Source organism: Rhizobium sp. 2YAF20, from assembly GCF_052114685.1.
Classification (GTDB): domain Bacteria; phylum Pseudomonadota; class Alphaproteobacteria; order Rhizobiales; family Rhizobiaceae; genus Rhizobium.
In genome coordinates, this window is sequence record NZ_JBFRFF010000039.1 from 24,740 (window position 1) to 39,771 (window position 15,032).

The following is a 15,032-nucleotide window of genomic DNA, read 5'->3' on the forward strand; positions in this document are numbered from 1 at the left end:
TCAGTTTTTCCATCGCGCTAAGAAGACGATTAATTTCCCAAATCCGTCACTGCTTTAGTCTTTGGTAACCAACTTAGGTAACCATACCGATCAGTTAAAGCGTAATGCGTAAGCGTAACAGCGAGTATAAAATGGCGTCAGTTTTGTTAAGCGCAGACCTCAAGGCATCCTCTCGTCCCGGCGCCTATATCGACACGATTATCAAGGGTGATTGCGTGGCCGCGCTCGAGGCCTTGCCGACCCATTCCGTCGATGTGATCTTTGCCGATCCGCCCTATAATCTCCAGCTTGGCGGTGCCCTGCATCGCCCCGATCAGTCGCTCGTCGATGCCGTCGACGACGAATGGGACCAGTTTGCGTCCTTCGAGGCCTATGATGCCTTCACCCGCGCCTGGCTGCTGGCCTGCCGGCGTGTGCTGAAGCCGACCGGCACGATCTGGGTCATCGGCTCCTATCACAATATCTTCCGCGTCGGCGCGTTGATGCAGGACCTGAACTTCTGGCTCCTCAACGATATCGTCTGGCGCAAGACCAATCCGATGCCGAATTTCAAGGGTCGCCGTTTCCAGAACGCCCATGAGACGATGATCTGGGCAAGCCCGAGCGCCAAGGCCAAGGGCTACACCTTCAACTACGATGCGATGAAGGCGTCGAACGACGACGTCCAGATGCGATCCGACTGGCTGTTCCCGATCTGCAGCGGCAACGAGCGCCTGAAGGACGATGCCGGCAAGAAGGCCCATCCGACGCAGAAGCCGGAAGCACTGCTCGCCCGCGTCATCATGGCCTCTTCCAAGCCGGGCGACCTCATTCTCGATCCCTTCTTCGGCACCGGCACGACGGGCGCCGTCGCCAAGCGCCTTGGCCGACATTTCGTCGGTATCGAGCGCGAACAGGAATACATCGATGCCGCATCCGCCCGCATCGCCGCCGTCGATACGCTCGGCAAAGCTGAACTGACCGTCATGACCGGCAAGAAGGCGGAGGTGCGTATCGCCTTCAACGTGCTTGTTGAGAACGGTATGATCAAGCCCGGCCAGGTGCTAACTGACGCAAGGCGCCGCCACAGCGCGATCGTTCGCGCCGACGGCACGGTCGCGTCCGGCGGAGATGCCGGCTCGATTCATCGCCTTGGTGCAAAAGTCCAGGGCCTTGATGCATGCAACGGATGGACGTTCTGGCATTTCGACGACGGGCAGACTCTGCGCCCGATCGATGATCTCCGGTCCATCATCCGCAACGATCTGGCAAAGGCGGAGTAGTTTCGCCATCCGCCAGAGCGCATGACTTCTTCTTTGGGTTTGTACCTCCAGTTACGGAAGAAGAATCAAAGACGCCTAGGGTTCATCGCTCTGGGCTTCTTTGTTTTCAAAGGCTTGTCGGGAGGTCAGAACGCCTTGTAGTCAGTGACGTCGACGCTGACCACTTCCCCGTCCTCGTTGAAGGTGATCGTCTCTTCGCCTTCGCGCACCAGGGGCTTGCCGGTTCTCGAATGTGTCGCGCGGACGGACCAGACGGCGCGGCCGGAGAGGGGCGTCAGCGTCTCGACCAGGGTGTTGACGGCGGTCTGGTTGGGATAGGCCTCGAAATAGAGCCGGATGGCCGAAAGGATTTCCTCCCGGCCCGACAGGCTTCCGACGCCGTTCGAGACATAGGTCGCGTCCTTGGCGAAGAGCTTCTCCATTGCCTCGAAGTCCATGCCGTTGACGGCTTCATGGAAGCGTTCGATGCGCTCGGCGGGATCGAATGTCATGGTGTCACACCTCGATGCCGTAGCTTGAAAGATCTGCGCGCAGCTTGTCTGCCCCGGTAAAATGAACGGCCTTCCAGCCGGCCGCTTTAGCACCGTCGACGTTTGCCTGGCTGTCGTCGATGAAGATTGTCGATGCAGGATCAAGGCCGAAGTCCCTTGCATGCGTCTCGTAGATTGCAACATCAGGCTTGATGAGGCCGATATCGCCGGAGACCGTAACGCCGCGCGTGGCTTTTAGGAACGGAAACCGCTGTTGCGCTTCGCGGAACGTGTCGGAGGCGAAGTTTGTCAGCAGCGTGACGTCGCGCCCTTCGGCGATCAGCTTTTCCATGATTGCGACGCTTTCTTCGTAGTGATGCGGGACCATTTCGTGCCAGTTCTTGCGGAAGGCGCGGATCTGTTCGGCGCGCTGCGGATGGTCGGCGATCAACAGTGCCTCGGCCTCTTCCCAGGTCCGGCCGCGATCCTGCTCGACGTTCCAGTCATGGGTGCAGATCTCAGCAAAAAACCGAGCCCGCTCCTCCTCGTCGGGAATGATCCGGGCGAAGGCCAGGTTCGGATCGTAGTGGATGAGGACCTTGCCGATATCGAAGACAATATGCTGTATTTCCGTCGTCATGAACCGTCCCTTGGAATCTAAATGAATGCACGTGGAATAGCCTGAGCGATCGCTTTTTTCATGACCGTCGGCAAGGCCTGCGCTTCAAGATTTGTAACCGGTTCCCACCAACCGTCATCCGCGCCCGGCCCGCCCGCAATAGAGGCGCGGAAAATTGCAAGCCTGAGCTCAAAATGCGTGAAGACGTGGGTGACGGTGCCGCAGGCCTGCCAGTCCGCCGCAAACGGCGCCGCTTCCGTTGTCGTCTCCCCATCGATCCGCGCCGTCCAGCCGGTTGTAGGCACCTCCGTCATGCCGCCGAGCAGGCCAGTCTCGATGCGCCGCCGCAACAGGATCTCGCCGTGGTCATTGACGGCGATGAACGCAGCGCCTTGGCGCACGGGCTTGTCCTTTTTAGCTGCCTTGACCGGAAATTGCTCGGGATCATGCAGCCGCAGCGCCTCGCAATTGTCGCGAAACGGACAGATCGAACAAGTCGGCCGCTTCGGCGTGCAGATCGTCGCGCCGAGATCCATCATTGCCTGGGCGAAATCGCCCGGCCGTTCCCGTGGCGTCAGCAAGGCGACCTGCCTTTTCATCAGCGGCTTTGCCGCAGGCAGAGGCATCGCGATCGCAAAGAGCCTAGAAATCACCCGCTCGACATTGCCGTCCATGACTGCCGCCTGTCTGTCAAAGCCGATGGCTGCAACGGCCGCGGCCGTATAGTCGCCGATCCCCGGCAGCGCCTTAAGCCCTTCCTCGGTATCAGGAAAATGCCCTCCGTGGTCGCGTGCAACGGCTTCGGCGCATTTCTTCAGGTTCCGGGCACGGGCATAGTAGCCAAGCCCCGCCCAGGCGGCCATGACGTCGTCGCCCGGCGCCTGCGCCAGCGCGTCGACGGTCGGCCAGCGTGCGAGGAATTTGGCGAAATAGGATTTGACGGCGGGCACCGTGGTTTGCTGCAGCATCACCTCGGAAAGCCAGATATGATAAGGGTCGGGTCGGACGCCCCGCGCCGCCATCGCAGGCGATATCCGCCAGGGAAGATCGCGATGGTGCCGGTCGTACCAGGAAAGCAGCGGCGCTGCAGATGGAGGCGTAAGGGTGTTCTGTGTCATCATTTGCCGCATGGAGGGGATGTGATCTATACTTGGCCGAGCCATGCCGGACGATCAAGGTCCGAAGTGCAAAAGAGGGCCGAAGAGCACAATCGCGATGAGTTATCCCCGCCATGGCGTCAAACAGATATCGGAAGTGGCAAACGGGCTGATCGACCCCGTTCTCGCCCGCCGTGCCGGCATCAACACGTCGCTACTCGGCTCCTGGGACGAGATCGTCGGCGAGGATTTTGCCGACTGCACGAGGCCGGAGAAGATCGCCTGGGCAAAACGCGGCGGCAACAGTGAGGATGGCGGCTATCAGCCGGGGGTGCTCACCATCGCTTGTGAAGGCGCCCGGGCGCTGTTTTTGACCCATGCCCAGGGTGAGCTCATCCAGCGCATCAACGGCTTTTTCGGCTTCCCCGCCGTCCACCAGATCCGCATCGTCCAGAAGCCGGTCTCCCAGCTCGTCAAGCGCTCGCGCAAGCCGGTGCCGCTGAAGGGCGAGGCGGCGCGCAGGCTGGAAACCATGATGGATGGCATTGAGGGCGAAAAACTGCGTGCGGCGCTGGAAAGATTGGGCACGGCCGTGATGGGGAAGCAAAAAGATCGGTAATTGTCGAAGCTTGGCGCCGCAAAGCCAATTTCAACGCCTTTGCCCCAACGATGTCACAATTCTTTGAAGAAAGTTGCGCAACCTCGCCTTGTTAGCGGCCTCAAGCCGTTATATCGCATGGATTTAACAGACCATTCTCTAACAACGGGTGATATATGCCGCTTTCCGACATGCTGATGACCAAACGCCACCTGCTCGGCGGCGTTGCCCTGACGGCCTTTGCCACTGCGGTTGTTTCGACGAGCGGAACAGCCTTCGGGGCCGCTTCCGACGTTCCAAAGTCGGACGGCGAAGTCGAGATGTCCGATGTGCTAAAGCCCGGGGCTCTGCCCGAGATGGCGCTCGGCGATCCGAACGCCAAGGTCAAGATCGTCGAATACATGTCGACCACCTGCCCGCATTGCGCCCACTTCGCAGCGACGACCTTCGATCAGATCAAGACCAAGTATATCGACACCGGCAAGGTCTATTTCGCCATTCGCGAGTTCCCGATCGATCCGCAGGATCTTCCGGCCTATGCCGCGTTCATGCTCGTGCGTTGCGCGCCGAACGGCCCATCCATTCCGCTGCTTGAAACCTTCATGAAGCAGCAGGAAAACTGGGCGCGCGTCCAGGATGTCCGCGGCGCATTGCTCCAGATCTCCAAACTTGCCGGTTTTACACAGGAGAGCTTCGAAGCCTGCTTGACGAACCAGAAACTTGTGGATGATGTCAATTCCGTACGCGACCGCGGCTCCAAGGAATTTGGCGTCAGTGGTACGCCGACCTTCCTGATCAACGGGAAGCGTTATGCAGGGGACATGTCGGTTGAGGCCATGTCGACGATCATCGACAGCATGCTCTGATCCGCTCTCAATATTGGGGACGGGCAGCGGGCAGACCCGCGCGCTGGTTTTTTCGTACTACCTCCCCCTTGATGGGGGAGGTCGCGCCTTGGCGCGGGGCGGGGTGACCGCCGTATTGCGAGAAATCACCCCACCCCGGAGCTTCGCTGCGACCCTCTCCCTCAACGGGAGGGTGGAGACCGGCCCATGAAGTTCAACAAGCTGCGCCTTGTCGGTTTCAAGTCCTTCGTCGAACCATCGGAATTCGTCATCGAGCGCGGCCTGACGGGCGTCGTCGGGCCGAACGGCTGCGGCAAGTCCAATCTTGTCGAGGCGCTTCGCTGGGTGATGGGCGAGAACTCCTACAAGAACATGCGCGCATCGGGCATGGACGACGTCATCTTTTCCGGCTCCGGCAATCGCCCGGCCCGCAACACGGCCGAGGTGGCGCTTTATCTCGACAATGGCGACCGCACGGCGCCGGCCGCCTTTAACGACAGCGACGAAATACAGATCACCCGCCGCATCGAGCGCGAACAGGGTTCGATCTATCGGATCAACGGCAAGGAGGCCCGCGCTAAGGACGTGCAATTGCTGTTTGCCGATGCCTCGACTGGGGCGCGTTCACCGTCGATGGTCGGGCAGGGCCGCATCGGTGAGCTGATCCAGGCCAAGCCCCAGGCGCGTCGCCAGCTTCTCGAAGAAGCAGCCGGCATATCCGGCCTGCATTCCCGCCGCCACGAGGCCGAGCTCCGGCTGCGCGCTGCGGAAGGCAATCTCGAGCGGCTGGAGGATGTCACCTCGCAGCTCGACAGCCAGATCGAGAGCCTGAAGCGGCAGGCGCGGCAGGCCAACCGCTTCAAGATGCTTTCGGCCGACATTCGTGCCCGCGAGGCAATGCTGCTGCACATCAGATGGGTCCAGGCAAAGGAAGTCGAGGCCGAGGCCGACAGCGCGCTCAACCAGGCGACCATCATCGTCGCCGAAAAGGCGCAGGCGCAGATGGAAGCTGCCAAGTGTCAGGGGATCGCCGGGCTGAAGCTGCCGGAACTGCGCGAGGAAGAGGCAAAGGCTGCAGCCGGCCTGCAACGGCTGCAGATCGCCAAGTCGCAGCTGGAAGAGGATGTCGGCCGTATTCTTCGCCGCCGCGATGAGCTGACCCGCCGGTTGGCGCAACTGGGCGAAGACATCCGCCGCGAGGAGCGGATGGTCGCAGACAACGAGGCAATCCTGGCAAGGCTTGATGCCGAGAAAGCCGAGATCGCCGATATTCTCGCCGATAGCGGACGTCTGGCTGAGGAGAGCCGCGAGGTTTTCGAGGGCGCTGCCGCGAAACTTGCCGATAGCGAGCGCCTGTTTACCGCGCTGACCGCCGAGCGCGCTGAGGCTGCCGCCGCCCGCAATGCGCTGGAGCGCGCCATCCGGGATCTGGCAGACCGGAAGATGCGGCTCGAGCGGCAGATGGACGAGGCAAACCGCGAGCTTGCAGGCATCGACGCCAGGATGGCCGATCTCCCCGATCCCGACGAGAAGCGTGCCGTAGTCGAGGCGACGGAGATCGCCGTGACCGAGGCCGAGATCGCGGTTCAGGCCGTGGAAGCGCTGCTTGCCGATGCGCGCGCGACTGAGGCGCTGTCGCGAGCGCCGGTCGATCAGGCTCGCTCCCGGCTGAACGAGATCGAGACCGAAGCGCGGACGATTTCACGCATGCTTGCGGCCGGTGCAGCGTCGGGGTCATTTCCGCCGGTCGCCGACGAGTTGCGCGTCGATCGCGGCTTCGAGACTGCTTTGGGCGCCGCCCTCGGCGACGATCTCGAATCGCCCCTGAACAGCGAAGCACCGGTCTACTGGGCCGGCAATGGCGACGGCGCCGCCGACCCAGACTTGCCCGAAGGTGCGGTGCCGCTGATATCGTATGTCGGCGCGCCAAAGGCGTTGACGCGCAGCCTGAGGCAGATCGGCCTTGTGAGCGGGGCAGATGCGCTGCGGTTGATGCCGTTCTTGAAGCCCGGCCAGCGGCTGGTGACGAAAGAGGGTGCGGTGTTCCGCTGGGACGGCCACGTCACCGGTGCAGACGCCCCGAGTGCTGCCGCACTTCGTCTGTCGCAGAAGAACCGACTTGCCGAGTTGCAGGCCGAATCCGAACTTGCCCGTGACATTCTCGCCGAGGCCGAGGATCGCCTGGCCGTTGCCGCTGAGGCAATTCGCGCCGGCGAGGGACGCCTGTCGGATGCCCGCGACTCGAGCCGCCTTTCCGCTCGCTATCTCGGCGACGCGCGCGAGGCGCTCGCCGCGGCCGAGCGCGCCTCCGGCGATCTCATCCGCCGTCGCGCCGTGGTGGCCGAAGCGGCGAGCCAGTTGCGCAGCCAGATCGAAGACGTCGCGATCCAGGATGAGAATGCCCGCATCGAGCTCGAAGATGCGCCGGATCTTTCGGCGATCGAGCTCAAAATGCGCCAACAGGAGCTGGCGGTCGCGACCGATCGCAGCCTGGCAGCGGAAGCCCGCGCGCGCCACGACGGGCTCAATCGCGAAAACGAGGCCCGCCAACGCCGCATTCTGGCGATCGGGCAGGAGAGGGATACCTGGCGCCAGCGGGCGGCAAGCGCCGAAGAGCATATCCAGACGCTGCGCGACCGCGAAGAAGAAGCGCGCGAGGAGGCCACAAGCCTTGAGCTTGCCCCCGACGAGTTCGACGACAAGCGCCGGGCGCTGATGAGCGAATTGCAGAAGATGGAAGAGGCGCGCCGCCTTGCCTCCGATCGGCTTGCCGAGGCCGAAAGCCTGCTGCGTGAAGCCGATCGCCAGGCCGTGACGGCGCAGTCGGCCCTTGCGGAGAGCCGCGAGAAGCGCGGTCGCGCCGAAGAACGACTGGTCTCAGCCCGCGAAAAGCGGATGGAAAGCGAACTACGCATCCGCGAGGCGCTCAATATCGCGCCACACGAGGCCTTGAGGCTTGCCGGCACGCAGGACCACCAGCACATCCCAGACCTGCGTGAGGTCGAGCGCGATGTCGAGCGACTGAAGATCGAGCGTGAACGGCTCGGCGCCGTCAACCTTCGGGCCGAGGAGGAGAGCAAGGAGCTAAGCGATCGGCTGGCGGCGCTGATCAAGGAGCGGGACGATATCATCGACGCCATCCGCAAGCTGCGCGGCGCGATCCAGAGCCTCAACCGCGAAGGCCGCGAACGCCTGATCGCCGCATTCGATATCGTCAACGTGCAGTTTCAGCGGCTGTTCACCCATCTCTTCGGTGGCGGTACGGCGGAGCTGCAATTGATCGAATCCGACGACCCGCTCGAAGCCGGGCTTGAAATCCTCGCCCGCCCGCCCGGCAAGAAGCCGCAGACCATGACGCTTTTGTCCGGCGGCGAGCAGGCGCTGACGGCGATGGCGCTCATCTTCGCCGTGTTTCTCACCAACCCGGCGCCGATCTGCGTGCTCGACGAAGTCGATGCCCCGCTCGACGACCACAATGTCGAGCGCTACTGCAATCTGATGGACGAAATGGCTGCCTCGACCGAGACCCGCTTCGTCGTCATCACCCACAATCCGATCACCATGGCCCGCATGGACCGCCTTTTCGGCGTGACCATGTCGGAGCAGGGCGTCTCGCAACTGGTCTCCGTCGACCTGCAGGCGGCAGAACGCCTGCGCGAGATTGCCTGAATTCGACCGCCACACGCCGCCCTGACATTTTTTTGAGAGCTATTTCCTCGGTTCGCTCCTCAGATGCAAGGCCACAGGCTGATTTCCCCTCCAATTGGGTGATGTTGCGGAACCATATCTGCACTAAGCTGTTTTCGGATAAGGAGACGTCTCGTACTGGCGAGATCGAATGTCTCCATGGGTTAAGGTCGTCGCTGGTGGACCTCCAGTGCGGCGGACCGAAAGAACCCCCCGTCCGGTTTTTCCTGGCCGAACGGAAATGGCTTTGCGGGATCGTTGCCATGGTCCCGCAAAGCTTTTTTATGCCCGGCGTCACGCCTGCAAGTTGCAGCTGCGCACCGCCCATAGAAAAAATGCGGTCCAGATCCCGGTTCCGGCCCCAATTCATTGTGCGGCGCAACATTCCGCCGCATTTGTCGATTTTCATTTGTCCCGCGATCATCTAGGTTCGGCTCCTGGAGTTGGGCGGGGGAAAATGGACAAGTGGGTCTACACATTTGGTGACGGTCGTGCCGAGGGGCGCGCCGGGGATCATGCACGTCTTGGCGGCAAGGGCGCAAACCTTGCGGAAATGTGCAGCCTTGGATTGCCTGTTCCTCCAGGGCTTACCATCGTCAGCGATGCCTGCGCCTTCTATTTCAAGCATGGGCGCAGCCTTCCCGAGGAACTGAAGTCCGAGGTCATGCGGGGCATGGCCGAAATGGAGCGCATCACCGGCCGTCGTTTTGGCGACATGGCGCGACCGCTTCTTGTCTCGGTTCGCTCCGGCGCCAGGGCGTCGATGCCCGGCATGATGGACACCGTTCTCAATCTCGGCCTCAACGATCAGACGGTGGAGGCTCTTGCCAAGGATTCTGGCGACGCTCGTTTCGCCTGGGACAGCTATCGCCGCTTCATCCAGATGTATGCCGATGTGGTCATGGGCCTCGACAACGAGATTTTCGAGGAAATCCTCGAGGACGAGAAGGCGCGGCACGGCCACGAGTTCGATACCGACATGTCCGCCGCTGAGTGGCGGCGCATCGTCGGGCTCTACAAGAAGGTCATCGAGGAGGAGGTCGGCAAGCCTTTCCCGCAGGATTGCGAAGTCCAGCTCTGGGGTGCGGTCTATGCCGTCTTTGCCAGCTGGCAGAACGCGCGCGCTGTCACCTATCGCCATCTTCATAATATTCCTGAAGCCTGGGGAACGGCCGTCAATATCCAGGCAATGGTGTTCGGCAATCTCGGCAATTCCTCGGCGACAGGGGTCGCCTTCACCCGCAATCCTTCGACCGGCGAGAAGGAACTTTACGGCGAATTCCTGGTCAACGCGCAGGGTGAGGACGTGGTGGCGGGCATCCGCACGCCGCAAAGCATTACCGAGGCCGCGCGCATCGCGTCGGGCTATGAGCGGCCATCAATGGAAAAGCTGATGCCGGAGGCATTCGCCGAATTTACGCGGATATGCACCGAGCTCGAACGGCACTACCGCGACATGCAGGATCTCGAATTCACCATCGAGCGCGACAAACTCTGGATGCTGCAGACCCGCTCGGGCAAGCGCACCACCAAAGCGGCGATGAAGATTGCGGTCGATATGGTGGACGAGAAGCTGATCACCGAGGACGAAGCAGTGTCGCGCATCGAGCCTTCGACGCTCGATCAGCTGCTGCACCCGACGATCGATCCGCGCGTCCACCGCGAAGTTATTGGCTCCGGCCTGCCCGCATCGCCGGGTGCCGCCACCGGCGAGATCGTCTTCACCGCCGAAGAGGCCGTCATCGCCAATGACGAGGGCCGCAAGGTTATCCTCCTGCGCATCGAGACCAGCCCGGAAGACATCCACGGCATGCATGCCGCCGAAGGCATCCTGACCACGCGCGGCGGCATGACGAGCCACGCGGCAGTCGTGGCCCGAGGCATGGGCATTCCCTGCGTCGTCGGCGCGGGGACCATGCGCATCGACTTGCGCGGCGAGCGATTGATCGGCATCGGCGCAACCCTGAAAAAGGGCGACATCATCACTATAGACGGCTCGGCCGGCCAGGTGCTCAGAGGCGAGGTGCCGATGATCCAGCCGCAACTGTCGGGCGATTTCGGCCGTATCATGGAGTGGGCAGACCGTTCGCGCCGCATGACGGTTCGCACCAATGCCGACACGCCGGCAGACGCGCGGGCCGCACGCTCGTTCGGCGCCGAAGGCATCGGTCTTTGCCGGACGGAGCACATGTTCTTTGAAGGCGACCGCATCAGCGTTATGCGCGAGATGATCCTTGCGGAAGGCGAGGAGGGCAGGCGAGCAGCGCTTGCAAAATTGCTCCCCATGCAGCGGTCAGACTTTATCGCGCTATTTGCCATCATGCACGGCCTGCCGGTGACCATCCGCCTGCTCGACCCGCCGTTGCACGAGTTCCTGCCGAAGACGGACGAGGAAATCGCCGAGGTGGCGGCGGCCATGGGCATGGAACCGCAGATATTGCGCCAGCGCGTAGATGCGTTGCACGAGTTCAACCCCATGCTCGGTCATCGCGGCTGCCGGCTTGCAATTTCCTATCCCGAGATCGTCGAGATGCAGGCCCGCGCCATTTTCGAGGCGGCGGTTGCCGCGGCAAAGGAGACGGGCTCCCCCGTCGTGCCCGAGATCATGGTGCCCCTGGTGGGTCTCCGCTCCGAACTCGACTACGTCAAGGCCCGCATCGACGAGGTGGCCGCCGCCGTCATGGCCGAGGCTGAAATGCGGATCGACTATCTCGTCGGCACGATGATCGAGCTGCCTCGCGCAGCCCTTCGCGCCCACATCATCGCGGAAGTCGCCGAGTTCTTCTCCTTTGGCACCAACGACCTGACCCAGACCACATTCGGCATGTCGCGCGACGATGCTGCCGCCTTCATCCCGACCTACCAGCGCAAGGGCATCATAGAGCACGACCCCTTCATCTCGCTGGATTTCGATGGGGTGGGCGAGTTGATCCGCATTGCCACCGAGCGTGGCAGGCGCACCCGCAACGACATGAAGCTCGGCATCTGCGGCGAGCACGGCGGCGACCCGGCCTCCATTCATTTCTGCGAGGAAATCGGCCTCGACTACGTCTCGTGCTCACCCTTCCGCGTGCCGATTGCAAGGCTGGCCGCAGCGCAGGCGGCAATCAAGGCCCGTCTCTGACCGTTCTTTGTGTCAGTGCCAGTGACGGCGTCCGCCATAGCCATAGCCGCCGCCGACAATGAGGGTCGGGCCGCCCCAGAAGAAGTCGTCGTTGCTGTCGCGAAAGCTGCGCGCATCGGCGCGTCGGTCAAGATCGAGCCGCATCAGGCAATTGGCAAAATTGTCGCTATTCCGCTTGAATCCGTAGCCGATGCAGGTCTGCTCGTCGCGGGCGCGTTGCTCCGCCGGAGTGATCGTCTCGCAGGCTGATAATGCGAAGGCGAGGACAACGAATGAAAGAACGGCTTGGATACGCATCAGGGTCTCCCTGGTGACGCAAGGACAATTGAATATGAAAAGCGACTGGAACCAAGGCTGAGAGGCTGAGCCCTCATCCTAAGGTGCAATTCAAAGAATTGCCTCGAAGGGCGAGGGCGCTTGCGCCGGTGTCTGCTGTTTTTTTGCAGACAACGGGCCTCTTGGCCAACCCTCGTGGTTCGAGACGGCCCTGCGGGCCTCCTCACCATGAGGGCTGGAGCAAGCAGCCGCCAATCCGCCTCCCATAGGCAATTGCCTCCATGGCGACGCGAGGTCGAAATGATTCAATGAAAAACGGATGCACGACAAGATAGTCAATCGGTGAACGGGTTTACGCTGACCATGGTTTCACGTTGAAATCAAGCGTCCCTGGCCTGCTCGGGCAGGCGCTGTAAGACGTCGACGAAAGCATCGGCGAAGCGGACCAGATGCTCGGTCGCGTCGTCAGGCTCGTTCAGGTGAATTTCAGCGCGGTCGTCGTCCAGCATGGCAAGAACGACCCGCATCGTCTGGCCCTCGGCCGGGATGCGGATGACCGCGACGCGGTGGCAATCGCTCACCAGCCCCTGGGCAGGCAGATCGAACAGGAACTCTCCTCCGGCGTCCGCGGCGGCTTTGCGCACAGCCTCGCGAAATCCCTGCTCGCCGCCCGCAAATCCTTCGAGCGACAGCTCCAGTTCCAGAAGCTCCAGCGGCAGATGCGGGTTGTCTGCGTCGCCTGTCGGGGCGGCTTGGGCAGGCTTCGTCGGTGCGGCTAAGTCCTGAGAAAGCATCGCTCGTTCTCCTCAAGTCCCTCAAAGGCCAAGTAAAACGCGGTTAGAATGTTCCTTTTTTCGCATTTAGGCAAGTTTCCGTGCATGGGGGCCGCCGGCGCTCGCCATTGTTGCCGAAGATCGTCCTGGCTGCAGCCGCGACAATCGGTTTGTTTTCGCCCGCTCTTGCACTAAACAAAGAGTGTTCCATCCATGAGATTCTCTCGTGCGGAACGAGCGCCGCCGTGCCGACGAGCCCTTGATGACCATTCGTTTCGATCGTCCCGTTTCGCATGCCGCCCACGCCTCGCGCCTGGTGGCGGCTTTCGCGCTGGTGCTTTGCGTTTTGGTCCTGCTCGGCCATCGGTTCGGCCCGCTTGAAACGCCCTATTTCGTGCTATTTTTGCTAATTTCGGCAGCGATCGCCGCCATCGCTGTGCTGCTGTCTGCGATAGGCTTCGTGCATTTGTGGCAACGCGGCGCCGAGGGCGGTGTCTCGGCCTTCAAGGCGCTGGTCTATGCGGCGCTACCGCTGGCATTGGTCGGCTACGGCATGGAGCGCTATGTTACCCGCCCTGATATCCATGACGTGTCGACGGACCTTGCCGACGCCCCGGCATGGCTGGTGTCGCCGCATGCCGCCCAGATCTGGTTGCCGCACGATGAAGTCAGCACCAGGGATCGCCAGATGCAGGCTGATGCCTATCCGGCGCTGACGGGCCGCCGCTATGAAGGAGCGATGGACCGCGTTCTGGAAGCGGCGCGCGCCGTCGCCAGGGACAACGGCATCAGGATCACCAAGGTCGACGGCGCCAGCAACACCGAGCCGGATGTCGATACCAAGCGGACGAGGCGGGCAAAGCCGCGGCCTGCCGACGAAAGCGCCGTCACCGACGCCCCTGACATCGTGCCCATTCCCACCCCGCGTCCCGCCACCGAGGACGAAGTGGCGTCGCTGATCCAGCAGAATTCGGACGTGACGCTGCAGGGTGAAAAGCGCACCGCCATTCTCGGACTGCGTTTCGATGTGGTGATCCGGTTGCGCGAGGAGGCCGAGACCACCCTCGTCGACATCCGCGTCGCCTCCCGCTACGGCCCGCACGACCTCGGCCTCAGCGCCGGCATCGCCGAGGCCTATCTGAAGGCGTTGGACGCCGAACTGCTGGGGATTTCAGGCGGGTGAGGCCGGTGCCTCTGGCAACTCCCTCCCCTTGTGGGGAGGGGTCTTTCTTTTGTTAGTTGCACCCAACTGAGCAACGACGAGATTTTGCGACGATCCGAAATTGATAAATGGATGGAACTGCGGGTGGGAAAAGAACCCCTCCTCACAAGGGGAGGGGGTTACGCCCTCCAGCCAAGCCTCACCTCGCCGGCCGATACACACCCATCAGCGCCGGTGGCCCGTCCGTCTCCACCAAGCCCTTCTCCACCAGGTCCTCGATATGGGCCAACACCGACAGCGCCGCCGCCCCATGCAATCGCGGATCGGTGTCACGGTAGATTGCCTTGACCATGTCGGGGATCAGCCTGTCGCCGGCCTTGATCCGCTCCAGCACGGCGCGCTCGCGCATGCGCCGGTGGGCCCGAAGCCCACGCATGAAAGAGGCCGGGTCCTTGACCGGGCCGCCATGACCGGGGAAGAAGATGCGGTCGTCGCGGGCGAGCAACTGCTCGAGCGAGGCCATGTACTCGGCCATCGAGCCGTCGGGCGGCGCGACGATCGAGGTCGCCCACGCCATGACATGATCGGCGGAAAAGACGATGCCGGTCCCATCGAGTGCGAAAACAGTGTGGTTTGCCGCATGCCCCGGCGTCAGAAGCGCCGTCAACTGCCAGCCGTCGCCTGCAATGCTCTCACCATCGCCGATCGCAATGTCGGGTATGAAGGCGGTGTCGGAGCTCTCGGCGAAGGGATTGACCTCGCCCTTGTGCAGTGGCCGCGAGGCCCGATGCGGCCCCTCGGCGACAACCAGCGCCCCGGTTGCGGCCTTGAGGCGGGCTGCGAGCGGCGAGTGATCGCCATGGGTGTGGCTGACGAAGATATGCGAGACCTGCCGGCCCGAAAGCGCCGTCATCAGCGCCTGGAAATGCGGCTCGTTCAACGGGCCTGGATCGATCACCGCAACCGAAGAGCCGCTGCCGACGATATAGCTGTTTGTCCCATGGAAGGTGAAGGCGCTCGGATTGTTCACCGTCATCCGCTCGACACCGCGCGCGACCGGCACGGCGCGGCCATATTCGGGTTCAAAGCTCAGGTCGAATTCGGGGACGCTCATGGAAA

Annotated in this window: 12 protein-coding genes; 6 read left to right on the forward strand and 6 right to left on the reverse strand. The window is 62.4% G+C overall.

Going from position 1 to position 15,032, the window contains the following annotated elements; genetic code table 11:
- Positions 1 to 131 precede the first annotated feature (131 nt).
- Positions 132 to 1,262 carry a site-specific DNA-methyltransferase gene (locus AB4Z52_RS29310; protein ID WP_442221398.1) on the forward strand — a complete coding sequence of 377 codons (1,131 nt, stop codon included), beginning with the start codon at positions 132 to 134 and terminating at the stop codon, positions 1,260 to 1,262.
- 125 nt (positions 1,263 to 1,387) lie between these two features.
- Here AB4Z52_RS29310 and AB4Z52_RS29315 read toward each other — a convergent pair whose 3' ends face one another.
- Genes AB4Z52_RS29315 through mutY form a run of 3 tightly spaced genes read right to left on the reverse strand, consistent with a single transcriptional unit; the run spans position 1,388 to position 3,469 of the window.
- On the reverse strand, positions 1,388 to 1,753 hold the full coding sequence (locus tag AB4Z52_RS29315; protein ID WP_442221399.1) for a nuclear transport factor 2 family protein: 366 nt from the start codon (positions 1,751 to 1,753) through the stop codon (positions 1,388 to 1,390).
- Between the two features lie 4 nt (positions 1,754 to 1,757).
- Positions 1,758 to 2,372 carry an HAD family hydrolase gene (locus AB4Z52_RS29320; RefSeq protein WP_442221400.1) on the reverse strand — a complete coding sequence of 205 codons (615 nt, stop codon included), beginning with the start codon at positions 2,370 to 2,372 and terminating at the stop codon, positions 1,758 to 1,760.
- A gap of 17 nt (positions 2,373 to 2,389) precedes the next feature.
- Positions 2,390 to 3,469 (reverse strand): A/G-specific adenine glycosylase, encoded by a 1,080-nt coding sequence (mutY, locus tag AB4Z52_RS29325; protein ID WP_442221401.1) that lies wholly within the window; start codon positions 3,467 to 3,469, stop codon positions 2,390 to 2,392.
- A gap of 97 nt (positions 3,470 to 3,566) precedes the next feature.
- On the opposite strand from mutY, the gene AB4Z52_RS29330 reads away from it, so the two are divergent.
- The 4 genes from AB4Z52_RS29330 (at position 3,567) to ppdK (ending at position 11,702) form a co-directional block, all read left to right on the forward strand.
- Entirely contained in the window at positions 3,567 to 4,067 is a 501-nt protein-coding gene (locus tag AB4Z52_RS29330; RefSeq protein ID WP_442221402.1) for a DUF721 domain-containing protein, read from the forward strand.
- 155 nt (positions 4,068 to 4,222) lie between these two features.
- Complete coding sequence (locus tag AB4Z52_RS29335) at positions 4,223 to 4,912, forward strand: DsbA family protein (RefSeq protein ID WP_442221403.1); 690 nt, start codon at positions 4,223 to 4,225, stop codon at positions 4,910 to 4,912.
- 186 nt (positions 4,913 to 5,098) lie between these two features.
- Positions 5,099 to 8,560, forward strand: coding sequence for a chromosome segregation SMC family protein (locus AB4Z52_RS29340; protein ID WP_442221404.1), 3,462 nt, complete (start codon positions 5,099 to 5,101; stop codon positions 8,558 to 8,560).
- 475 nt (positions 8,561 to 9,035) lie between these two features.
- A complete protein-coding gene (gene ppdK / locus AB4Z52_RS29345; RefSeq protein ID WP_442221405.1) occupies positions 9,036 to 11,702 on the forward strand; it encodes a pyruvate, phosphate dikinase in 2,667 nt (888 codons plus the stop codon).
- Between the two features lie 12 nt (positions 11,703 to 11,714).
- On the opposite strand, the gene AB4Z52_RS29350 is transcribed toward ppdK, so the two are convergent.
- Together AB4Z52_RS29350 and AB4Z52_RS29355 are read right to left on the reverse strand one after the other, a co-directional pair.
- A complete protein-coding gene (locus AB4Z52_RS29350) occupies positions 11,715 to 11,999 on the reverse strand; it encodes a hypothetical protein (RefSeq protein ID WP_442221406.1) in 285 nt (94 codons plus the stop codon).
- 359 nt (positions 12,000 to 12,358) lie between these two features.
- Positions 12,359 to 12,772, reverse strand: a complete 414-nt coding sequence (locus AB4Z52_RS29355; RefSeq protein WP_442221407.1) for a hypothetical protein — start codon at positions 12,770 to 12,772, stop codon at positions 12,359 to 12,361.
- A 241-nt stretch (positions 12,773 to 13,013) separates the two neighbouring features.
- On the opposite strand from AB4Z52_RS29355, the gene AB4Z52_RS29360 reads away from it, so the two are divergent.
- The gene (locus tag AB4Z52_RS29360; protein WP_442221408.1) at positions 13,014 to 13,934 is read left to right on the forward strand and encodes a DUF1499 domain-containing protein; all 921 of its coding nucleotides are present in this window, start codon (positions 13,014 to 13,016) and stop codon (positions 13,932 to 13,934) included.
- 178 nt (positions 13,935 to 14,112) lie between these two features.
- Here the strand turns inward: AB4Z52_RS29360 and AB4Z52_RS29365 are convergent, their stop codons facing one another.
- Positions 14,113 to 15,027, reverse strand: a complete 915-nt coding sequence (locus AB4Z52_RS29365; protein WP_442221409.1) for an MBL fold metallo-hydrolase — start codon at positions 15,025 to 15,027, stop codon at positions 14,113 to 14,115.
- Positions 15,028 to 15,032: the final 5 nt, after the last annotated feature.